A 21,767-nucleotide genomic window follows, 5' to 3' on the forward strand; every position below is an offset into this window, starting at 1 on the left:
AGGCCGAACTGGCCCCGGCTGCAACGCAAGCGAAGAGGCCCCGGACATAATCCGGGGCCTCTTCGGGCAGTTCTGCGCAGGAGCGCTTTAGACCGTGGCCTTCACGGTGTCGACGTCGTCGGTGGAGGCGCCGCGGCGCTTATCGAAGATGGTGGCTCCGACTTCCTGCTCGGCCTGGTTCTTGATGCTCAGGTCGATCCCCGGGCGGTCCCGCAGGACCAGGACGGCGCCGATGGACACGAAGGTCACCAGCAGCAGGTAGACCGACACCGCAGTGGAGGAACCGGTGGCCTGCACCAGCGCCTGCGCAATGGTCGGCGCGAACGCTCCGCCGAGGATGGCGCCCAGCGCGTAGGAGATGGAGACGCCGGAGAAGCGCACGGAGGCCGGGAAAATCTCGCTGTACCAGGCAGCCTGCGGTCCGTAGCCCAGACCCAGGCCTACCGAGAACAGTCCCAGCGCCAGGTAGAGCGCCCACAGCTCGCCCGTGTTGATTAGCCAGAACAGCGGGAAGACGGTGATGGCCTGCGCGGTGAAGCCGATCAGGTAGGTCTTCTTGCGTCCGATCTTGTCGGAGAGAATGCCGGCCAGCAGGGTAAAGACAAACCACATGGCGGCACCGAAAGTGATGGCCAGCAGGACCGGCGTGCGGTCCAGCCCGACCGGGCCGTTCGGATCCGTGGCGTAGCTGGGGATGAACCCGCCGGTTGCCATGTAGCCCGCGGCGTTGTTGCCGGCGAAGACCAGCGCGGCCAGGATGACCAGCAGCCAGTGCTTCTTGAAAAGCTCGACTGCGGGAACGGAGCGCTGCTCTTTCTTCTCCGCGATTTCCTGGAAGACCGGGCTTTCCTCAACGGTCCGGCGGACAATGTAGCCGACCACAATGAGCACGAAGCTCAGCAGGAACGGTACGCGCCAGCCCCATTCGACGAAGGCTGCGCCGGGGGAGATGACACCGGTCATCAGGGCGGTGACGCCCGAGGCCAGCAGCATGCCCAGGGGAACACCCAGCTGCGGGAAGGAGCCCGCGCGGCCGCGGCGGTCCCGCGGAGCATGCTCGACGGCCATCAGGACAGCGCCGCCCCATTCGCCGCCGGCGGAGATGCCCTGGACGATGCGCAGCAGGAGTAGCAGGATGGGAGCCAGCACACCGGCGGTGGCGTAGGTGGGTAGGAAGCCGATCAGCGTAGTCGACGCGCCCATCAGGATCAGCGTGAGCACCAGCATGGCGCGGCGGCCGATTTTGTCGCCGTAGTGGCCGGCCAGGAAGGCGCCCAGCGGCCGGAAGAGGAAGCTGATGCCCACGGAAGCGAAGGCCAGCAGCAGGCCGATCGAGTCGCCGGCCGGTTTGAAGAAGAGGTCGGCGAACACCAGACCCGCGGCCGTGGCGTAAATGAAGAAGTCATACCACTCGATGGTGGTGCCGATGATGGTGGCAAAGGCCACCCGGCGCTGGTTCGAAGCCTCGGAGCGGGGCTGCGTGTGAGTGCTCATACATGTTCCTTGATCGAGCGATTACTGCAATGTGGCCGGCACGGGAGCCGGTTGAATTCATGAACGGTTGAAAAGTAGAACTAGTCCACGGTTGTTACGAGTATCACAGGAAAACTTCCTCCGGTAAACTTCAGAGAACTGCATAACTTCCTTGATTGGACTGAAGAACTGTGGCTAACTTCACCCTCCGCCAGCTGGAGCTTTTCGCTGCCCTGCCGGATTTCCCCACCCTGAGTGCGGCCGCCGCCAGCCTGCGCATCTCGGAATCCGCCCTCTCGCAGGCCATCACCGCCCTGGAGAAGGTCGCGGGGGAACAGCTGTGCGTCCGGCGCAAGGCGCGCGGGCTCCAACTGACTCCTGCGGGGCAGTTCTTTGCCCAGCGGGCCCGCCGGCTTATCCGCGACGCGGACGATCTGGTCAACGACCTGGCCGGAGCAGCCGGCACGCTCAAGGGCCCGGTGAAGCTGGGCTGTTTCAGCAGTCTGGCCCACAACCTGCTGCCCGGCATCCTGGAAGCCCTGCCTACCGCGCATCCTCAGTTGAACGTGGACGTCACTGTGGGCACGCACACCGAACTGCTGCCGGCGCTGGATGCCGGACTGCTGGATATGGCCATCGTCTACGACATGCAGCTGCCCGCGGGCTACAACCAGCGGACCATCTACCGGACGGAACTCGAGGCCGTCCTGCCGCCGGACCACAAGCTGGCCCGGCAGGACACGGTGGATCTGGCGCAGCTGGCCGAGGAGCCCCTGATCATGTACGACTCCAGCCCCAGCACCGCCAATACCCACCACGTTTTCGCCGAACGCGGCCTGCGTCCCAACGTTGTCTCGTCAATGCCCCAGATGGTCCTTGTCCAAGCCATGGTCGGCCGTGGTCTGGGGTATGCCCTACTCATGTCCAGGCCGAACTCGCCGGGGCTGACCGTCGAAGGCCGCCCGGTGGCCATCCGGCCGCTGTCTCCGCCGGCCACCCGGACCACGGTCTGCGCCATCTGGCCCGAAGACATGTCGCTGAGCCCGCGGGCGGAAGCCGTCGTGGACCTGGCCGTGCGGATTCTGGATAGCCAGGACTGAGGACCGGCTACACGCCCGCCGCGGCGGCCTTGGAGTACGCCTTGAAGTCGAACTCCAGGTCGGCGGCCTGTTCAGGGGCGAGGGTTCGTTCCTGGGCGAGGAGCCGGCGGGCGGCCATGTGGTCGGCGGGCTGGTTCACGGATTCGACTGCCACCAGGCGGCCGCTGCGGAAGCAGAAGACGGAGAACTTCCCGTCGTCCGGGTTGCCGCGCAGGACGGTTTCGTCGTCTGGGTGGGCGATGCCGGCGATCTGCAGCCGCAGGTCGCCCTGGGTGGACCAGAACCAGGGCAGTTCGGTGTAGTCGCGGCCGCCGTCGTGGGTATCGAGGATGGACTTGGCGGTGTGCCTGGCCTGGTCGGTGGCGTTCTGCACGGATTCGAGCCGGGTGCGCGCTTCGGCGTGGTGGCTGGGGTAGTTCGCGCAGTCGCCCAGAGCGTAGATGTCCGCATCGTCGGTGCGCATGGCGCTGTCCACCGTGATGCCGTTGGCGACCGCGAGTCCGGCCTGCTCGGCGAGTTCGGTGCGGGGGATGACGCCGATGCCCACCAGCACCATGTCCGCGGGGTAGGTTTCGCCGGTGGTGCTGGCCGCTGCGGCCACGTGCCCGCCGTCGCCGTCGGCGCTCCCGCCGTTGTCGCCGGTGAAGGAGGCGATGCCTTCGCCCAGGCGCAGGTCCACGCCCATGTTCCGGTGGGCCTGGGCGAACCAGTTGCCCATCACGGGGGAGAGCGCGCGGGCCATCGGCCGGTCCGCGTATTCGAGCACCGTGACGTCCAGCCCGCGTTTGCGCGCGGCGGCGGCGAACTCGAGCCCGATGAAACCGGCACCGATCACGACGACGGAGCGCACCGTGTCCAGGCGGGCGTGGACGGCTTCGGCGTCGGCCAGCGTCCGCAGCCCGTAGATCCCTGCCAAGTCGCTGCCCAAGACGTTGAGTTCGCGGTTGGCGGCGCCGGTGGCCAGGACCAGCGTGCTGTAGCCGATGCTGGTCCCGTCGGAGAGCTCAACAGTATGTCCGGCGCGGTCGATGGCGGTGACCCGCACGCCCAAGCGGGAGTCGACGTCGTTATCGGTGAAGAACTTTTCCGCGCGCAGCGGCAGCGGTTTCGGCTCCTTGTCCGCGGCCATGAAGTCCTTGGACAGCGGCGGTCGCTGGTACGGGAAGTGCGTTTCCTCGCCGATGACCGTGATGGTCCCGGCGTAGCCTTCCTTGCGCAGCGAGTCGACCAGCTGGATGCCGGCCTGCCCGTTGCCGACAATGACAATGTTCTGCGGGTTCTGAGGCTGCTCGGGGATCTTCGCGTTGCTCGATGTGCTGGGTGCGGCGGTCATGGTGGCCCTTCCGTGGGGTTGCGGACTTCCTAGATCTGGCTGGCGGGGACGTCGACCTCGATCTCGTCGAAGCCTTCGCCCGCCTTGATCTGGCAGCCCAGCCGGCTGCGGTCCTCATCCCGCGGGTCGGCGGTGCATTCGAGCATTTCCTCTTCGTCCTCGCTGATCTCCGGGAGCCCGTCGAGGTACTCCGGGCGGACGTAGACGTGGCAGGTGGCGCACATCGCCTGGCCGCCGCATTCGCCGACGATCCCGGCGACGCCGTTGGTCACGGCCGCGCGCATCAGCGAGGTGCCCGGGTCGACGTCGAGCACGTCTACATTGCCGTCATTGTGGTGGAAGCTGACTTTAGCCATGGGAGGTTTCCTTCTTGAAAGTGTGGTCTGGTCTGATGATATGCCGGTTACTTCGCGTCCCAGCGGACCGGCAGGGCGTTCATGCCGCGGAACACCCAGCCCGCATCGACGGCCGGCCGTTCCGGGTCCAGGCGCAGGTTGGGCAGCTCGGCGAAGAGCTGCGGCAGCGCAATGCCCGACACGGAGGCCTTTGCCACCCATGCGCCCGCGCAGTAGTGGTTGCCGCCGCCGAAGGCCAGATGCGGCTTCTTGGGCCGGTTGATGTTGAAGCTCTCCGGATCCTCGAAGACCGCCGGGTCACGGTTAGCCGCACCAACAACGACGCCGAGGCGGGCGCCCTTGGGCAGCTGCACGCCTTCCAGGACGGTGTCGCGGGTGGTTTCGCGCGGGTACATGCCGATGGGCGCGACCCAGCGGACGGACTCCTCGAACACGGTGGGGTAGAGCGCGGGGTCTGCGAGCACCTGGGCCAGTTGGTCCGGATGGGAGAGCAGGGCCCAGACTGCCACGCCGAGCACGTCGCGCGGTTCGTTCAGGCCGCCGCCGATGGTCATCTTCATGTTGGCCCGGATGGCCTCCAGCGGGATCGGCATGCTGGTCATGCCGGAGAGCAGGCTCGAGTCCGGGTTCTTGCGCAGGTAGGGCAGGATCTCGTCGATCGCGTCGTCGACCTCGTTGTAGGACTTTTCCGAGGCGGCCCAGACCTCGGGGTCATCGGCGTAGTTTCCCGTGCCGTTGATCATTGTCTGCGACCAGCGCTGCATGTCTTCCTGCGTGGCGTTGTGGAAGCCCATCACCAGGCGCAGGTTTTCCGCGGCGTATGGAGCGGCGTACTCCCAAATCAGGTCGGAGCCCGGGCCGGCGGCCTTGAGCCGGGCCAGGTACTTCTCGTGGTTGGCCTGGAAGATCGCGTTCCAGTGTTCCTTGATCGCCTTGGGCCGCAGCACCGAGCCATAGGACTTGCGGTCGACGTCGTGCTCCGGATCATCCTTGCGGAGCATCGAGTGGCCCATGGCGCGCTTCATCAGCGAGTTGGTCTCGTCGGCGGAGAAGATTTCCTGGTCATTCTCGACCGTGTGGCAGGCCTCGTAGCTGGTGACCATGTAGCGGTTTACCGCCGGCACCCAATGGACCGGCGCCTCGGAACGCATTTTCCGGTAGATCGGGAACGGGTTGCGGTAGAGGTCCTCGATGGTCACCCAGTCCGCGGTGGGCACCGGGCGGGCTGCAATGGCTTCGGCGGTCATCGTCCACTCCTTGTTGCGGCCGGTTGGACCGGCACGATAGGCGAGCTTGTCTTTCAACTGAGTGTGGCAGGAGTCATATCCCCGGGTAAAGTTCATAAATAGTTGATTTATCCGCAGAAAAGCGGGGGATAGGAGGAGCGATGGCGCGCTACACGCTGAGGCAGCTCTCCTACTTCGCGGCGGTGGCGGAAGCGGGAACCATTTCCGGTGCCGCGGCCAAGCTGCATGTGTCCCAGACCGCCGTCGCCGCAGCGGTGACCGAGCTGGAAAGGATCTTCAAGACGCAGCTGACTGTCCGGCGCAAGGCCCACGGGGTGTCGCTGACGCCGGCCGGCACGTACCTCTACGCGCAGGCCGCCGAGCTCCTGCGCTCCGCCGAGGAGCTGGAGCTCAACGCCAGCAGCGGCGGGCGTGAGCTGGCCGGGCCGCTGGTGATCGGCTGTTATGCCACCGTGGCGCCGACCATCCTGCCGGTGTTGATCGAGGGCTTCACTGTGAATCATCCGAAGGTGCAGCTGGACTTCGTGGAAGGGCCGCAGGACCGGATCCAGGAGCGGCTCTTCGCCGGTGAGCTGGACCTGGCCATCGTCTACGACATGGACCTGAGTCCCGGGCTCGGGTCGGTCCAGCTCTATGACGTGCGGGGCTATGTGCTGTTGCCGCAGTCCCACCGGTTGGCCGGCCAGCCGGAGGTTTCGCTGCAGGAGCTCGCCGAGGATCCGATGATCCTGCTGGATGCCCCGCCAAGCAGCCACCACACCATGACGCTGTTCGAGCAGGCCGGCGTCAGTCCGGCCATCCGCTACCGCACCACGGACTTCGAGCTGACCCGCTCCTTGGTAGGCCGCGGCGTCGGGTATTCGGTGCTGGTGCAGCGGCCGGCGATCGATTCCTCCTACGAGGGGCTGCCGGTGGTGCCCAAGCCGATCGTGCCTGCGGTGAAGCCCGTCGCCGTGAAGATGGTCTGGCCGGAAGCGATCCGGCTGACTGACCGCGCGGAGGCCATGGTCAGCTTTGCCGCCAGCGCCGCCCGGAATGCCCGCAATCCGCCGCCGGCCTAGGCGCGGGGCGGTGATTGACCTTGCTCAATCAGTGAACTCTATTAGGCTTGTGATGTGCCTAACATCGTAGAGCCGAAGCAGCTGACCAAGACGGTCATTTCCGCCCGCGGGCTCACCAAAAAGTACGGGGATTTCGCCGCGGTGGACGGCATCTCCTTCGACGTGCCCGCCGGTGAATCCTTCGGGCTGCTCGGGCCCAACGGCGCCGGTAAATCGACCACCATGCGGATGATCGGCGGCGTCTCCCAGCGCACCTCCGGCGACCTGGCCATCATGGGTCTGGACCCGGAACAGCATGGCCCCGAGATCCGCGCGCACCTGGGCGTGGTTCCGCAGCAAGACAATCTGGACGAGGACCTTCGCGTGCGGGACAACCTCATCGTCTACGGGCGCTACTTCGGCCTGCCGCACAGCTACCTGCGGCCCAAGGCGGACGAACTGCTCGAGTTCGCCCAGCTCTCCGACAAGGCCAAGGCCAAGGTGGACTCGCTCTCCGGCGGCATGAAGCGCCGGCTCACCATTGCGCGCTCGCTGATCAACGAGCCGAAGATCCTGCTGCTGGACGAGCCCACCACCGGCCTGGATCCGCAGGCCCGGCACATCCTGTGGGACCGGCTGTTCCGGCTCAAGGAACAGGGCGTGACCCTGGTGCTGACCACCCACTACATGGACGAGGCGGAGCAGCTCTGCGACCGCCTGATCGTGGTGGACAAAGGCCGGATCATGGCCGAGGGATCCCCGGCCGCACTGATCCGCGAATACTCCACGCGGGAGGTGCTCGAGCTGCGCTTCGGCTCCGAGCGCAACGCCACCGTGGCCGCCCAGCTCGAGGGGATCGGCGAGCGCCTCGAAACCCTGCCGGACCGGGTGCTGATTTACACGCACGACGGCGAAACGTCCCTGGAGCAGGTCAGCGGGCGCGGCCTCCACCCGGTGACCTCGCTGGTGCGCCGCTCCAGCCTGGAAGACGTGTTCCTGCGCCTGACCGGCAGGAGCCTCGTTGACTGAGGACCACCTCCCGCCAAGGTCCACACAGCCCGGGTCCGGCCAACCCGGGCCGACCCCGTCCCCGGGACCCGCCAGCGCCCGGGAGACAGACGCGGCCACGCCGCTGTTGTCCCTCCACGTTCCCCTGACCCCGGAGCAGTCCGCGGCGAAGGCGCGGAAATACGGCTCCCTCTACTTCGCCGAGCACTGGATCCGGACCATGCGCGGCTACGGCTGGACGGTCGCCATGACGGCCGTGGGCACGCCGCTGGTCTACCTCTATGCCATGGGCGTCGGCCTGGCCTCGCTGGTCGATGCCAACACCAATGCAACGCTCGACGCCGGCAACGGCGCCGTGGTTTCCTACCTCACCTTTGTGGCCCCGGCACTGCTGGCCACGGCCGGCATCATGGTGGCCAGCGAGGAGAACACCTATCCCGTAATGTCCGGCTTCAAATGGCGGCGGACCTACTACGGGCCCAACGCGTCCCCGCTGGGCAGCCACCAGCTGGTCAACGGCCACGCGCTGGGAGTTTCCTTCCGGCTGCTGCTGACCACCGGCATCTACTTCGCGTTCCTGCTCCTGTTCGAGGCAGTGCCCGGCTCCACCGGCTGGATCATGATCTTCGCGGCTGCCTTGGGCGGGATGGCTTTCGGGCTGCCGCTGATGGCCTATGCCGCCAGCATCCAGGAGGACCGCGGACAGTTTGCAATGGTCCAGCGGTTCATTGTCATGCCGCTGTTCCTGTTCTCCGGCACCTTCTTCCCGCTCGCCTCCATGCCTTGGGCCGTGCAGTGGATCGGCTGGGTTTCCCCGCTGTGGCATTCCGCCGAGCTGGGCCGGGTGCTCAGCTACGGCTACGGGGAGCCGGCCTGGCTGACCATCACCCACGTGCTCTATCTGGCGGTGCTGGCCCTCGCGGGCTGGGTCTTCGCGCAGCGCGTCTATGAACGGCGGCTGGGCAAATGAGCGCGACCGCCGGCAGCGGACACACTTCCTCCGGCGAGCAACTCCAGCTCCTGCCGTCCGGGCGCCCCTTCGGTTCCCTGTACTCGGGGAACGTTCGTGCCGTCGTCGCACGTGGCCTGAAGGCGACGTGGGGCAGCAACTGGGCCATCATGGCCAGCGGCTTTGTGGAGCCGGTGCTCTTTCTCATTGCCATGGGCATCGGGCTCGGCTCGCTGGTCGGCACCGTGGAAGGCCCCGGCGGCCAGGAGATCGGCTACATCGCCTACATCGCCCCGGCGCTGCTGGCCGTCTCGGCGATGAACGGCGCGGTATACGACTCCACCTGGAACGTGTTCTTCAAACTGAACTTCGCCAAGCTGTACCAGGGCATGCTCTACACCTCGCTGGGCCCGCTCGACGTGGCACTCGGCGAGATCACCCTGGCCCTGCTCCGCGGCGCGCTCTACGCCACCGGCTTCACGGCCATCATGGGGGTGATGGGGCTGATCACCACACCCTGGGCGCTGCTGATGATTCCGGCGTCGGTGGTCATCGCCTTCGGGTTCGCGTCCTTCGGGATGGGCATCACCAGCTTCATGAAGACCTTCCAGCAGATGGACTGGATCAACTTCCTCATGCTGCCGATGTTCCTGTTCAGCGCGACGTTTTACCCGCTGTCCGTGTACCCGCAGGCCATCCAGTGGATGATCCAGGCGCTGCCGCTCTGGCATGGCGTGGAACTGCTGCGCCAGCTCAGCGTCGGCACGTTCACCGCCGCGACCGGCATCCACGTGCTCTATTACCTGGTCATGATTGTGCTCGGCCTGATCCTGACCACCGCGAGGCTGCGGAAGCTGTTCCTGAAGTGAAGGTCGCCTGTTTTCCGCCGCGGCACGGCCGGCAGGCCACGCGAGGCTAGCCAGTCCTTCCAGATGCGGGTCATGATGGAAAGTGCCCGGTGAAACGCGTGAACCAAGTTCAGGAGTTGGCGATGATAGGCACATGGCAGTCGCTGGTCATAGATTGTCCGGATCCGGATTCCCTGGCCACGTTCTACGAGCAGTTGTTGGGCATGATCCGCATCCAGCACGACGAGGACGGCTGGATCAGCATCGGCGACGGCACGGGCCGCCCCGGCATCGATTTCCAGAAGGTGGAGGACTACATGCCGCCGCAGTGGCCCGGCAGCGAGCACCCGCAGCAGATGCATGTGGATGTGCGGGTCAAGGACCTGGACATCGGCGAGGAACTGGTCCTCAAACTCGGCGCGACCAGCATGGATTCAGGTACCAATACTTTCCGGGTCTATCTGGATCCGGCCGGCCATCCCTTCTGCCTGGTGCTCTATTGATGCCACCTGCTGCGGGGCTGAAGTGGGCGCCGCAAAGACGGTCCGCGGCGGATCGTTCGCCTGCGGTGGAAGCTGCCCGCGCGCGGGGTCAGGATTTGAGACAATAACTCCATGCAATCCCTTGGGAACCCCTCAGCGAATACCTCTGCCAACCGCGTCATGCCGTTCAAGGCGGGCAACCTCGGCATCGCCGTCATGGTGCTGGTCTTTCTTTTTGCGGTTGTTTTCGCCGCCAACCAGAACGATGTGATCGGCTGGATCGTGGCCATCATCGCGCTCGGCTGGCTGCTGCTGGCTGCCTTCGTGGTGTTCAGCGTCCGCGGCGCCACCAAGAAGGCCAAGGAGAAGTTCGCCACGGCCCAGGCGGATTTCGCTGCCCAGCAGATGCCCAAGGGCTCCGCCGGCGGCACCGCCGTGGTGGAGGAGCAGGTGGCCAAGGCCAATGCCGTCCGGGACGAGAAGCTGGACCACAGCTTCAAGATCGTCCAGGTCCAAGCCAAGGTCGTCCGCGACTACCTGGGCAAGGACGAGGGCATGGTGGAGCGCGCCCTCGATACCATCGAGGTGACCGCCCACAACGGCCGCGGCATGATCCGCAAGAACGACGGCGAGGGTCCGGTTACGGGCACGGTTGTCAACTGAGCTGCGGGCTTGGGTAAGGTAGTCGAGTGAGTTTGGCATCCGAGGGCATCGTTCAGGAATCCGGTACTGCAGCAGGCGGAGCAGGCATCGCGGTTAGGCAAAAATTGCGGATCGCCACCGTCAATGTCAATGGCATCAGGGCCGCGTACAAGCGCGGCATGGAAGCCTGGCTGGCGGAGCGCGATGTGGACATTTTGTGCCTGCAGGAAGTCCGGGCACCTGACGCTATTGTGCGTGAACTGCTCGGGGACGGCTGGCACATCCTGCACGCCGAAGCCGAAGCGAAGGGCCGTGCCGGCGTCGCCATCGCCTCCCGCACCGCCCCGGTGGCCACGCGGGACCACATCGGCGACGACTACTTCGTTACCTCCGGCCGCTGGGTCGAAGCGGACTTCGAGATCCCGTCCGACGGCGGCACGAAGACTTTGACCGTGGTCAGCGCCTACGTCCATTCCGGCCAGGTGGATAGCCCGAAGCAGGTGGACAAGTACCGCTTCCTGGACGTCATGGGCAACCGCCTGACGGAGCTGAAGACCACCAAGGACTACGCGCTGGTGGTCGGTGACCTCAACGTCGGCCACACCACCCTGGACATCAAGAACTGGAAGGGCAACGTCAAGAAGTCCGGCTTCCTCCCGGAGGAACGGGCCTACTTCGACCGCTTCTTCGGCGACGAGCACGGCTGGCGGGACGTGCACCGTTCCCTCGCCGGCGAGGTCGCCGGTCCGTACACCTGGTGGTCGTGGCGGGGGCAGGCTTTCGATAACGACGCCGGTTGGCGCATCGATTACCACATGGCCACCCCGGAGCTCGCCGCCGTCGCGTCCGACGCCGTTGTTGACCGCGCCGAGACCTACGACGCGCGCTTCTCAGACCACGCACCCTTGGTAGTGGACTACCGCTTCTAGAAAGATCCTGCTCATATGACCAGCACAACCCAGACCACCGACGACGCCGAAACCACCAAGGCCGCCGGAAGCACGTCGCGAAAGCGGCTGCTCTCCGGCATGCAGCCCTCGGCGGATTCGCTCCACCTCGGGAACTACCTAGGCGCCCTGGTGAACTGGGTCAGCATGCAGGACGAATATGACTCCATCTTCTTCGTCCCGGACATGCACGCCATCACCGTGGACCATGACCCGGCCGAGCTCGCCACGCGCACCCGGGTGACCGTCGCGCAGTACATTGCCGGCGGGATCGACATCGAGAAGTCCACCCTCTTCGTCCAGTCCCATGTGCCCGAGCACGCCGAGCTGGCCTGGGTGCTGAACTGCATTACCGGCTTCGGCGAGGCCTCGCGGATGACCCAGTTCAAGGACAAGTCGCAGAAGTCGGGAGCCGAGCACTCCAGCGTGGGCCTGTTCGCCTACCCGGTCCTCATGGCCGCGGACATCCTGCTCTACCGTCCGTACGGCGTGCCGGTCGGCGAAGACCAGCGCCAGCACCTGGAACTGGCACGCAACCTGGCCCAGCGCTTCAATCACCGTTTCGGCGAGACCTTCGTGGTTCCTGAAGCGGTGATCCCGCGGGAGGGGGCGAAGATCTACGATCTGCAGCACCCGAACGCCAAGATGTCCAAGTCGGCCGATTCCCCGGCGGGCCTGATCAACATCCTGGACAACCCGAAGACCGCGGCCAAGAAGATCAAGTCCGCGGTGACCGACGACGGCACCGAGATCCGCTTCGACCGCGACACCAAGCCCGGCGTGTCCAACCTGCTGACCATTTACTCCACGCTCAGCGGCAAGAGCATCGACTCGATCGTCGCGGATTACCAGGGCAAGATGTACGGCCACCTGAAAGTGGATCTGGCGGAACTCGTGGTCGAGCGGCTCGCGCCCATCCAGTCCCGCGCCCAGGAATTGCTGGACGATCCGGCCGAGCTGGACCGGCTGCTCGCCCGCGGGGCCGAAAAGGCACGCGGAATCGCCTCGGCTACACTGGCCGATGTGTATGACAAGGTCGGTTTCCTGCCCGCAGGAGCACGGCGCTAGCAATGTGCCAGCACGGGCTGCAGGTGGACCCCGGCGTCGCTCCGGACGGCGGCGTCCGTCCGGCTGCCCTGCCCGAGGTGGGCTGCGCCGGCGTCGTTATTGGTATTCCTGAGCCGCTGGCTGGCGACCTTGAAGGCTGGCGTGCCTCGTTCGGCGACCCGATGGCCGCCGTCATCCCGCCGCACGTCACGCTGGTAACGACGACGCCGGTAGCTGACTGGGCTGCGACGACCGAGCACGTCCGCCGGATTGCCCGCAGCCAGCAGCCCTTCACGGTGGCCCTGCGCGGCACCGGCAGCTTCCGGCCGGTGTCGCCGGTGGTCTTCCTCAACATTGCCGAGGGCTTCGATGAGATCGTTGCGCTGCACCGGAAGCTGCAGGCGGGACCGTTGGCCCGGGAGCTGGAATTCGACTTCCACCCGCACATCACCGTGGCGCACGATGTCAGCGATGCAGGCATGGACGCGGCGGAAAATAAGCTTGCAGACTATGACGCTTCGTTCACCGTCAGTAGCATGGGCCTGTACGAGCACGATTCGTCAGGAGTCTGGATACTGCGGGAAGAGCTGAGCTTTGGGACAGAAATCGGCGCAGAGAGCAGCGCGCAAGGCGACGGGCAGCGGCGGGAGTAAAACCGAAACACCGCATCCGCTCGAACGGCAGAAGCTGAAAGTCGCCGAGCTGGAAAAGCGGCGTGCCTTCGTCCGGGCCCGGCGCCAAGGCTCCACCGCCAAGACCCTACTGGCCGCCATGCAGTACCTGCTGGCGAAAGCGCACGCGCGGCGGGCCATGCGGGTCTGGATGCTCTACAGCATGCGCCACGGCCCGCTCATGGCCGCAGGCAGCGCCTACAACATGTTCTTCTCCGTGGCGGCGATGCTGGTGGCGGGATTCTCCATCTTCGGCCTCATCGCCTCCGGAAACCGCGACCTGCAGCTGGCGGTGGTGGAAGTGGTCAATGATTCCACACCCGGGCTGATCAATACCGGCGACGGCGGCCTGGCCAAGCCGGAACAACTCTTCTCCCAGAGCGGCGCCTTCGGCATCACGCTGATCATTTCCACGGCCGCCATGATCCTGACCTCCCTGGGCTGGATTGCGGGCCTGCGCGAAGGGATGCGTGGCGTCTTCGGGCTCCCGCCGCTGCAGGGGAATCCACTTCTGATCAAGCTCAAAGACGTGGGCACCCTGCTGTTGCTGGGGGTGGCGCTGATGCTGACCTCGGCCGTGGCCGGCATTGCGAACACCGCGCTGGACCTGATCATCAACCTGCTCCATTTCGACGGCGGCGCAGTGGTTCCGCTGACGAAGATCACCGCAGTGCTGGTCATGCTGCTGCTGGACATGGTGGCCGCCGTGGTGCTGTTCCGGATCGCCTCGGGGGTCCGCATGCCGCGCAGCATCATGTTCCAGGCCGCCCTGATCGCCGGGATCGGCAGTACCGTGCTGCGGTACTTCGCGTCGGATCTGCTGGGCACCGTGGGAAACAACCCGCTGCTGGCGCCGTTCGCGGTGATCCTGGGCCTGTTTGTCTGGTTCTATTTCCTCAGCCAGGTGTACCTGATAGCGACAGCGTGGGGCGCCATCGGCAAGGCGGACCTGCACGCACGCGAACAGGCCGGCGGCCGGACACACGGCTTCCTGTCCCTGCGCCGGCGCGCCCACCTGAAGCAGGACGAGAACCTGGAGCACGCGCTCGGCGGAGCCAGCGTCCCCTAAGCCGTCAGCTCAGCGGGTCTTCGGTGTCCAGGTACTGGTTGGCCCAGGCGGCGATCAGCAGGCCGGCCCGGTCCGTCTGGTCCCGGTCGGTGAGCATGTGGTTGCTGCCTTCGAGCGAGATGAATGATTTGGGGTGCTTGGCCGCGGCGAAGATCTCTCCGGCGTTCTCCACGCCCACGGTGTTGTCGGTGGGGGAGTGCATGACCAGCAGCGGCCGGTCCAGGTTGCTGATGCAGCCGGTCAGATCGGTACGGCGCAGATCTTCCACCAGTTGCCGGCGGATTTCGAGCCGTTTGCCGCCCAAGGTGATTTCGGCCGAGCCGGTGCGCTCGACGTCGTCAATCTCTTCGTCGAAAAGGTGCGTGACATGGTCCGGCCGGAAGGGCGCGGCCACGGTGGCCACGGCCTTGACCTCATCGAGGCCGCCGACGGCGCCCAGCACCGCGGCCCCGCCGAGGGAGTGGCCGATCAGCAGCGAGATCCGGCGCCCGCTCTCGCGCATGAACGCCGCAGCACTGCCGATGTCCGCCATCTTGGTGGAGAAGGTGGCCGCCGACCAGTCCCCGGTGGAGCCGCCCAGGCCCGCGGCATCGTAGCGCAGCACGCCGATACCGTGCCTGGCCAGTGCCTTGGAGATCCGCGCCGCCGCCGCACTGTTCTTGCCGAGCGTGAAGCCGTGGCAGAACAGCGCCCAGGCCCGCACTTCGCCGTCGGGAATATCCAGGACCCCGGCCAGCGTGGTGCCGCCGACCCCGGGGAAGCTCACTTTCTCGAACGTGGTCATGGTGCTCCTGTCTGGCCGTGAAGCCGGAATGCGGGCGGATGGTTAAAAGCGTAAGGTGCCGATTCCTGACGAATCGGCACCTTACGGATGCTGGCAGGTCGTAAGGACCTGACGGACCCGGCAAGCCGGGACGGATCAGATCTTGCGGTTCAGCACGGCGTTCTTGACCTCGGCGATCGCCTTCGTCACCTGGATGCCGCGCGGGCAGGCCTCGGTGCAGTTGAAGACGGTGCGGCAGCGCCACACGCCTTCCTTGTCGTTGAGGATCTCCAGGCGCATGTCGCCGGCGTCGTCTCGCGAGTCGAAGATGAAGCGGTGCGCGTTGACGATAGCGGCCGGGCCGAAGTACTGGCCGTCGGTCCAGAAGACAGGGCAGGACGAGGTGCACGCAGCGCACAGGATGCACTTGGTGGTGTCGTCGAAACGCTCGCGGTCCTCGGCGGACTGCAGGCGCTCACGCGTCGGCTCGTGGCCCGAGTTGATCAGGAACGGCATGATCTCGCGGTAGGACTGGAAGAACGGCTCCATGTCCACGATCAGGTCCTTCTCCACCGGCAGGCCCTTGATCGGCTCGACGAGGATGGGCTTGGACGTGTCCAGGTCCTTCAGCAGCGTCTTGCAGGCCAGGCGGTTGCGGCCGTTGATGCGCATGGCATCGGAGCCGCAGACGCCGTGGGCGCAGGAACGGCGGAAGGAAACCGAGCCGTCGTGCTCCCACTTGGCCTTGTGCAGGGCGTCCAGCACGCGGTCCGTTCCGTACATGGTGAGAACGAACTCGTCCCAGCGGGCTTCTTCCGAAACCTCGGGATCGTACCGGCGAACCTTCAGCGTGATGTCGAAGCTCGGGATTTCCCCTCCGCCGCCGACCCCGGGGGCCAGCTCGACCTTTGACGGTCCTTCGGGAATTTCGGTCGGGGTGCTCATTAGTACTTCCTCACCATCGGTTCGTAGCGCGTGAATACAACCGGCTTCGTTTCCAGACGGATACCGGCGACAGACTCGGACGTGGCCAAGTCATCCTTGTATGCCATGGAGTGCTTCATGAACTTTTCGTCATTGCGGTCCGGGAAGTCTTCCCGGAAGTGGCCACCGCGGGATTCCTCGCGGTGCAGGGCGGCAACGGTCATGACCTGGGCCATGTCCAGCAGGAAGCCCAGTTCCACGGCTTCGAGCAGGTCCAGGTTGAAGCGGCGGCCGCGGTCCTGGATGCCGATGTTCTTGTAGCGCTCACGCAGGGACGCGATCACATTCAGTGTTTCGTTCAGGGTCTGCTCGGTGCGGAAGACCTGGACGTTGGCGTCCATGGTGTCCTGCAGTTCCTTGCGCAGCTGGGCAACGCGTTCGGTGCCGTTGGCCGCACGGACCTGTTCGATCAGATCGATCGTGAACTGATCGGCGTTTTCCGGAACCTCCACGTACTCCGCTACCTTGGCGTACTCGGCGGCGGCGATACCGGCGCGCTTGCCGAAGACGTTGATGTCCAGCAGCGAGTTGGTGCCCAGGCGGTTGGAGCCATGGACGGAGACGCAGGCTACCTCGCCGGCGGCGTAGAGGCCGGGGACAACCGTGTCGTTGTCCTGCAGCACCTCGGCCTTGATGTTGGTCGGGATGCCGCCCATCGCGTAGTGCGCGGTCGGGAACACCGGCACCGGCTCGGTGTACGGCTCCACGCCCAGGTAGGTGCGCGCGAACTCGGTGATGTCCGGGAGCTTGGCGTCGATGTGTGCCGGCTCCAGGTGGGTGAGGTCCAGCAGGACGTAGTCCTTGTTCGGGCCGCAGCCGCGGCCCTCGCGGACCTCGTTGGCCATGGAACGGGCCACGATATCGCGGGGCGCAAGGTCCTTAATCGTCGGGGCATAGCGCTCCATGAAGCGTTCGCCGTCGGCGTTGCGCAGGATGCCGCCTTCGCCGCGCGCGGCTTCGGAGAGCAGGATGCCCAGGCCGGCCAGGCCGGTCGGGTGGAACTGGAAGAACTCCATGTCTTCCAGAGGGATGCCGCGGCGGAACGCGATGCCCATGCCGTCACCGGTCAGGGTGTGGGCATTCGAGGTGGTCTTGAAGACCTTGCCCACGCCGCCGGAGGCGAAGACCACGGACTTAGCCTGGAAAACGTGGATCTCGCCGCTGGCGAGGTCATAGCTAACGACGCCGGCAACGCGCTTCTGCATGTAGGAGGTACCGTCTTCGCGGAGTGCTTCCTCCTCGACCAGGAGCAGATCCAGAACGTAGTACTCGTTGTAGAACTCAACGTTGTGCTTGACGCAGTTTTGGTACAGCGTCTGCAGGATCATGTGGCCGGTACGGTCGGCGGCGTAGCAGGCGCGGCGCACCGGGGACTTGCCGTGATCGCGTGTGTGTCCGCCGAAGCGGCGCTGGTCGATCTTGCCTTCGGGCGTGCGGTTGAAGGGCAGGCCCATCTTTTCCAGGTCCAGCACGGCGTCGATGGCTTCCTTCGCCATGACCTCGGCGGCGTCCTGGTCTACCAGGTAGTCGCCGCCCTTGACCGTGTCAAAGGTGTGCCACTCCCAGTTGTCTTCCTCCACGTTCGCCAGCGCAGCGCACATGCCGCCCTGGGCCGCACCGGTGTGGGAACGGGTGGGGTAAAGCTTGGTCAGTACTGCTGTTCGCGCGCGCTGGCCTGATTCAATGGCGGCGCGCATACCGGCGCCACCGGCACCGACAATAACGACGTCGTACTTATGGACCTGCATACCAGATGCTCTTTCTGTTGAAACCAAATGTTCTTCACGGGGTTGATGCTGCCCTGGGCGCTGCCCCGACGGCAGCGCCCGCGGCGCCCTGCTGGATGTTCTGCCGGCCGCGTTTCCGAGGCGGCCGGCACCGAATTACGGTGCGGGGCAGAAGGAAGGCAGCAGTTCAGCAGCGGCGTTCGGCGGGCACGGATCGAAGGTGAAGATCACGAGGGTGCCGAGCACAATGATGACGGCCGTGGCCGCGTAGAGCACGGACTTGAGCCAGAAGCGCGTGCCGTCCTTGTCCGCGTAGTCGTTGATGATGGTGCGGACACCGTTGGTGCCGTGCAGCATGGCCAGCCACAGCATGGCCAGGTCCCAGATCTGCCAGAACGGGTCGGCCCACTTGCCGGCCACGAAGCCGAAGTCGATGGCGTGGACGCCCTCGCCGACCATGAGGTTCACAAACAGGTGGCCGAAGACCAGGACAACCAGCACGAGGCCCGAAACGCGCATGAACAGCCATGCGAGCATTTCGAAGTTGCCGCGGGAGCTGCCATGGCGGGTGTACTTGGGTGCAACGCGACCGGAGCGCGGTGCCTGGATTTCAGATGTAACTGCCATGATTAGTGACCCCCGGTGAATGCGAGCGTAAGGTGACGGATCAGGAACGGAACCATGACGAGAACCCACAGCCCGACAACGCCCCACAGCAGCTGCGCCTGGTACTTCGGGCCCTTCTTCCAGAAGTCCACGAGGATGACACGCAGACCGTTAAAGGCGTGGAACACGATGGCTGCTACCAGTCCCGCTTCCAGAACGGCCATGAACGGGTTCTTATACGTGGCTATAACGACGTTGTATGCCTCCGGCGATACGCGTACCAGCGCGGTGTCCAGTACGTGTACTAAGAGGAAGAAAAAAATTGCGACGCCGGTGACGCGGTGTCCTACCCATGACCACATGCCTTCTCGGCCGCGGTAGAGGGTGCCTGCTGGTGTCTTCGACACTGAATTAACCTCCCTGCATCGCAAGGGCGCTAGCGTGGTTTCCACGCAGAGTTACGCCATGCGAGAGCGCTCTTCGTTCAAGACTAATCTAGGCTTCGCTCAGGGCTTATTCAATTTGAAGACACTCACATGTGAGCTTTTTAACAGCGGCGCTGTCATGTAGGCCTGATCCGCGCGAAATAGGGGCAGATTGAGGCATTTAGGCCATTAAAACGTGTCCTATTCCCGGCCTCAAAAACAGGCTGCAACGTCCGAACCGGGCGTTCACGCTGCGGACGGGCCTTGACAGGGGCGTGCGCCAGATCCCTCCACAGGATGAGTACACCCGGCGCCGGTCTGGTCTACCTTTGAAGTGATGACTACTGATAAGCCGCTGGGCAATGGCCCGGCCAACGAAGACAATGTGCTGGGCCGTTTTTACGGTGTTATTCCGGCCGGCGGGGTGGGGACCCGGTTGTGGCCGCTCTCGCGGGCGGCGGCGCCGAAGTTCCTGCATGACCTGACAGGGTCCGGGAGCACGCTGATCCGGGCGACGTATTCGCGCCTGGAGCCGTTGTGCGGGGACCGGACCATGGTGGTCACCGGTACCGCGCACCGCAAGGCGGTGCTCGCGCAGCTGCCGGAGCTGACGAAGAACAACCTGGTGCTCGAGTCCGAGCCGAAGGATTCCGCGGCCGCGATCGGGCTGGCCGCGGCGATCCTGTACCACCGGGATCCGCGGATCATCATGGGTTCCTTCGCCGCGGACCAGGTGATCAACCCGGTGGAGAAGTTCCAGGACGCGGTGCGCGAGGCGATCCATACCGCGGCCGAGGGCTATATCGTCACGATCGGGATCACGCCCACGCACCCCTCGACCGGGTTCGGCTACATCCGCACCAACGGGAACCTGGACATCGGGTCCGCGCCGAACGCGCTCGGGGTGACCGAGTTCGTGGAGAAGCCCGACGCCGAAACCGCGCAGGCCTACCTGGCCGAAGGCGGGTACTCGTGGAACGCGGGCATGTTCGTGGCCCCCGTTGAGCTGCTGCTCAAGCACCTGGAGACCAACGAGCCGCTGCTCTACGCCGGACTGATGGAGATCGCCGCAGCCTGGGATACCTCCAAGCGCCGCGAAGTGGTGCGGCGGGTCTGGCCCGGGCTGCCCAAGACCGCGATCGACTACGCCGTGGCCGAGCCGGCCGCCGCGGCCGGGGACGTGGCGATGATCCCGGGCGACTTCTCCTGGGACGACGTGGGGGACTTCGCCGCGATCGGCCGGCTGAACGCCGCGTCCGAGACGAACAACCTGACCGTGCTCGGCGAGGGCGCGCGGGTGTATGCGGAGAACTCGACCGGCATGGTGGTCTCCGATACCAAACGCGTGATCGCGTTGATCGGCATCGACGACGTCGTTGTCGTGGACACCCCGGACGCGCTGCTGATCACCACCAAGGAACACGCCCAGCAGGTCAAGAAGGCCGTCGAATCCCTCCGCGCCAGCGGCGACACCGACGTCCTCTGAGTCCGGCCGCCTGGCTGGCTTAACGCGGGTACGTTGAACACGCCTCTTCCGGCGGCAACTGGGTAGAGTTTGTCTGTGCAGACTATTTCAGAGACTTCGGACAGCATTCCCCGCATAGGTGTGTGGACGGCCCCGTTCGTGGACGGGCTGCGGCAGTTCCGCCGGGATCTGCACCAGCATCCGGAGTTGTCCCACAAGGAATTCCGTACGACGGCGAACCTCATTGCCCGGCTGCGGGCGGCGGGGCTTGAGCCGGTGCCGCTCGAAGGTACCGGGCTGTACGTGGACATCGGCGAGGGGCCGCTCGCCATCGGCCTGCGTGCCGACATCGATGCGCTGCCGATCATGGAGGAGACCGGGCTGGAATACGCCTCGGTTAATAAGGGCATCAGCCACGCGTGCGGCCACGACATCCACACCACGGTCATGCTCGGCGTGGCCCTGGTGCTGTGCAAGCTGGAAATGGAGGGCGAGCTCGGCGGCCGGGTACGCGTCATCTTCCAGCCGGCCGAGGAGACCATGCCCGGCGGCGCCTTAGCCGTGATTGAACAGGGCGTCCTGGTGGATGTGCCCCGCATCCTTGCGCTGCATTGCGACCCGCGGGTGGATGTAGGCCAGGTGGGCACCCGGATCGGCGCCATCACCTCGGCATCGGACACCATCCGGATCGAGCTGTCCGGACGCGGCGGACACACCTCGCGGCCGCACCTGACCGAGGACCTGGTCTTTGCGCTGGCCGAGATCGCCGTCAACGTGCCCGCGGTGCTGAGCCGCCGGATCGACGTGCGCAGCGCGGTCTCCGTGGTCTGGGGCCAGATCCGCGCGGGCGCCGCGCCCAACGCCATTCCAGCGCACGGGTTCATGGCGGGCACCATGCGCTGTCTCGACGGCGAGGCCTGGCATGCCGCGGGGGAGTTGCTCGATGAGGTGGTCACGCAGGTGGCGGCGCCGTTCGGGGTCGAAGTGAAGCTTGAACACATCCGCGGCGTGCCTCCGGTGATCAATACCGAGCGGGAAACCGGCTTGATCGAAGCCGCCGCACGGCTGGAGCTTGGCCCCGGTTCCGTCATCCTGACGCCTCAGTCCATGGGCGGCGAGGATTTCGCGTGGATGACGCAGGAAGTTCCCGGCGCGATGATGCGGCTGGGGACGCGGACCAGGGGCGGAGAGACGTTCGACCTGCACCGCGGCGACTACGCGCCGGACGAGCACGCCATTGGCGTAGGAGTGCGCGTCATGGCCGCGGCCGCCGTCATGGCCTGCCGCGGCAAGGACCAGGGCTAGCGGCCGGACCCGCAGCCGGCACACAACCGAACCGGAGCCGGGGCACGCAGCCGGGCCCCGCCGTCGTCGTTGTTCTGTGGCAATACCGGTAAGTAACAAATTTTCAACAATGTTTGGCCAAGTGCCGGAAATTGATACTCTGCCCTGCCCGCGGCCACTATTGTAGGGCTCGTAACGCACCTGCAGGACGGGTGCGCCCGCCGCGCGGACGCCAGTGGTGACAGGACACGGTCCTGGACGCACTCAGTGGCCTACGGCAGTGGGGCAATCTTTCTTTTTT

22 protein-coding genes are annotated in these 21,767 nt (G+C 65.6%); 13 read left to right on the forward strand and 9 right to left on the reverse strand.

The genetic code is table 11. The annotated features are described in order from the left end of the window. Window positions 1-87 precede the first annotated feature (87 nt). The gene (locus tag AC20117_RS13565; protein WP_074699275.1) at window positions 88-1,494 is read right to left on the reverse strand and encodes an MFS transporter; all 1,407 of its coding nucleotides are present in this window, start codon (window positions 1,492-1,494) and stop codon (window positions 88-90) included. A 170-nt stretch (window positions 1,495-1,664) separates the two neighbouring features. Here AC20117_RS13565 and AC20117_RS13570 point away from each other — a divergent pair, with 170 nt between their 5' ends. Next, window positions 1,665-2,573 (forward strand): LysR family transcriptional regulator, encoded by a 909-nt coding sequence (locus tag AC20117_RS13570; protein WP_074699274.1) that lies wholly within the window; start codon window positions 1,665-1,667, stop codon window positions 2,571-2,573. A gap of 7 nt (window positions 2,574-2,580) precedes the next feature. Here the strand turns inward: AC20117_RS13570 and AC20117_RS13575 are convergent, their stop codons facing one another. The 3 genes from AC20117_RS13575 to AC20117_RS13585 are packed head-to-tail and all read right to left on the reverse strand — an operon-like array spanning window position 2,581 to window position 5,509. Next, on the reverse strand, window positions 2,581-3,906 hold the full coding sequence (locus AC20117_RS13575; RefSeq protein ID WP_074699273.1) for an NAD(P)/FAD-dependent oxidoreductase: 1,326 nt from the start codon (window positions 3,904-3,906) through the stop codon (window positions 2,581-2,583). A 29-nt stretch (window positions 3,907-3,935) separates the two neighbouring features. Next, window positions 3,936-4,262: a 2Fe-2S iron-sulfur cluster-binding protein gene (locus tag AC20117_RS13580; RefSeq protein WP_074699272.1), complete on the reverse strand. Its 327-nt coding sequence runs from the start codon at window positions 4,260-4,262 to the stop codon at window positions 3,936-3,938. 47 nt (window positions 4,263-4,309) lie between these two features. Then, window positions 4,310-5,509 (reverse strand): cytochrome P450, encoded by a 1,200-nt coding sequence (locus AC20117_RS13585; RefSeq protein ID WP_074699271.1) that lies wholly within the window; start codon window positions 5,507-5,509, stop codon window positions 4,310-4,312. Window positions 5,510-5,649: 140 nt separating this feature from the next. On the opposite strand from AC20117_RS13585, the gene AC20117_RS13590 reads away from it, so the two are divergent. From AC20117_RS13590 to AC20117_RS13635, 10 genes are all read left to right on the forward strand, one after another. Beyond that, window positions 5,650-6,570, forward strand: a complete 921-nt coding sequence (locus tag AC20117_RS13590; RefSeq protein ID WP_074699270.1) for a LysR substrate-binding domain-containing protein — start codon at window positions 5,650-5,652, stop codon at window positions 6,568-6,570. Between the two features lie 54 nt (window positions 6,571-6,624). Next, window positions 6,625-7,578, forward strand: coding sequence for an ABC transporter ATP-binding protein (locus tag AC20117_RS13595; RefSeq protein WP_074699269.1), 954 nt, complete (start codon window positions 6,625-6,627; stop codon window positions 7,576-7,578). Beyond that, complete coding sequence (locus AC20117_RS13600) at window positions 7,571-8,527, forward strand: ABC transporter permease (RefSeq protein WP_083339550.1); 957 nt, start codon at window positions 7,571-7,573, stop codon at window positions 8,525-8,527. Before AC20117_RS13595 ends, AC20117_RS13600 begins: the two co-directional genes overlap by 8 nt. After that, on the forward strand, window positions 8,524-9,375 hold the full coding sequence (locus tag AC20117_RS13605) for an ABC transporter permease (protein ID WP_074699268.1): 852 nt from the start codon (window positions 8,524-8,526) through the stop codon (window positions 9,373-9,375). The genes AC20117_RS13600 and AC20117_RS13605 overlap by 4 nt, the downstream gene beginning before the upstream one ends. A gap of 122 nt (window positions 9,376-9,497) precedes the next feature. Continuing rightward, on the forward strand, window positions 9,498-9,857 hold the full coding sequence (locus AC20117_RS13610) for a VOC family protein (RefSeq protein WP_074699267.1): 360 nt from the start codon (window positions 9,498-9,500) through the stop codon (window positions 9,855-9,857). Window positions 9,858-9,968: 111 nt separating this feature from the next. Further along, entirely contained in the window at window positions 9,969-10,499 is a 531-nt protein-coding gene (locus AC20117_RS13615; RefSeq protein WP_074699266.1) for a hypothetical protein, read from the forward strand. Between the two features lie 86 nt (window positions 10,500-10,585). Further along, window positions 10,586-11,407 carry an exodeoxyribonuclease III gene (locus AC20117_RS13620; RefSeq protein WP_074702904.1) on the forward strand — a complete coding sequence of 274 codons (822 nt, stop codon included), beginning with the start codon at window positions 10,586-10,588 and terminating at the stop codon, window positions 11,405-11,407. A 15-nt stretch (window positions 11,408-11,422) separates the two neighbouring features. Further along, a complete protein-coding gene (trpS, locus tag AC20117_RS13625) occupies window positions 11,423-12,493 on the forward strand; it encodes a tryptophan--tRNA ligase (RefSeq protein WP_074699265.1) in 1,071 nt (356 codons plus the stop codon). A gap of 2 nt (window positions 12,494-12,495) precedes the next feature. Beyond that, window positions 12,496-13,125 (forward strand): 2'-5' RNA ligase family protein, encoded by a 630-nt coding sequence (locus tag AC20117_RS13630; protein WP_074699264.1) that lies wholly within the window; start codon window positions 12,496-12,498, stop codon window positions 13,123-13,125. Next, the gene (locus AC20117_RS13635) at window positions 13,067-14,212 is read left to right on the forward strand and encodes a YihY/virulence factor BrkB family protein (RefSeq protein WP_074699263.1); all 1,146 of its coding nucleotides are present in this window, start codon (window positions 13,067-13,069) and stop codon (window positions 14,210-14,212) included. Before AC20117_RS13630 ends, AC20117_RS13635 begins: the two co-directional genes overlap by 59 nt. A gap of 4 nt (window positions 14,213-14,216) precedes the next feature. Here the strand turns inward: AC20117_RS13635 and AC20117_RS13640 are convergent, their stop codons facing one another. The 5 genes from AC20117_RS13640 to sdhC form a co-directional block, all read right to left on the reverse strand. Next, window positions 14,217-14,996 (reverse strand): alpha/beta hydrolase family protein, encoded by a 780-nt coding sequence (locus AC20117_RS13640; RefSeq protein ID WP_074699262.1) that lies wholly within the window; start codon window positions 14,994-14,996, stop codon window positions 14,217-14,219. A gap of 135 nt (window positions 14,997-15,131) precedes the next feature. Next, entirely contained in the window at window positions 15,132-15,920 is a 789-nt protein-coding gene (locus tag AC20117_RS13645) for a succinate dehydrogenase iron-sulfur subunit (RefSeq protein ID WP_074699261.1), read from the reverse strand. Continuing rightward, a complete protein-coding gene (sdhA, locus tag AC20117_RS13650) occupies window positions 15,920-17,707 on the reverse strand; it encodes a succinate dehydrogenase flavoprotein subunit (protein ID WP_074699260.1) in 1,788 nt (595 codons plus the stop codon). Before sdhA ends, AC20117_RS13645 begins: the two co-directional genes overlap by 1 nt. A gap of 135 nt (window positions 17,708-17,842) precedes the next feature. Continuing rightward, window positions 17,843-18,313: a succinate dehydrogenase hydrophobic membrane anchor subunit gene (locus AC20117_RS13655; RefSeq protein WP_074699259.1), complete on the reverse strand. Its 471-nt coding sequence runs from the start codon at window positions 18,311-18,313 to the stop codon at window positions 17,843-17,845. A 2-nt stretch (window positions 18,314-18,315) separates the two neighbouring features. Further along, window positions 18,316-18,699 (reverse strand): succinate dehydrogenase, cytochrome b556 subunit, encoded by a 384-nt coding sequence (sdhC, locus tag AC20117_RS13660; protein WP_074699258.1) that lies wholly within the window; start codon window positions 18,697-18,699, stop codon window positions 18,316-18,318. A 355-nt stretch (window positions 18,700-19,054) separates the two neighbouring features. On the opposite strand from sdhC, the gene AC20117_RS13665 reads away from it, so the two are divergent. Then, window positions 19,055-20,203 carry a mannose-1-phosphate guanylyltransferase gene (locus AC20117_RS13665; RefSeq protein WP_074699257.1) on the forward strand — a complete coding sequence of 383 codons (1,149 nt, stop codon included), beginning with the start codon at window positions 19,055-19,057 and terminating at the stop codon, window positions 20,201-20,203. Between the two features lie 105 nt (window positions 20,204-20,308). Further along, on the forward strand, window positions 20,309-21,487 hold the full coding sequence (locus AC20117_RS13670; RefSeq protein ID WP_236777581.1) for an amidohydrolase: 1,179 nt from the start codon (window positions 20,309-20,311) through the stop codon (window positions 21,485-21,487). The last annotated feature ends 280 nt before the right edge of the window (window positions 21,488-21,767 follow it).

It is taken from the genome of Arthrobacter crystallopoietes (assembly GCF_002849715.1).
GTDB classification, from domain to species: Bacteria; Actinomycetota; Actinomycetes; order Actinomycetales; family Micrococcaceae; genus Crystallibacter; species Crystallibacter crystallopoietes.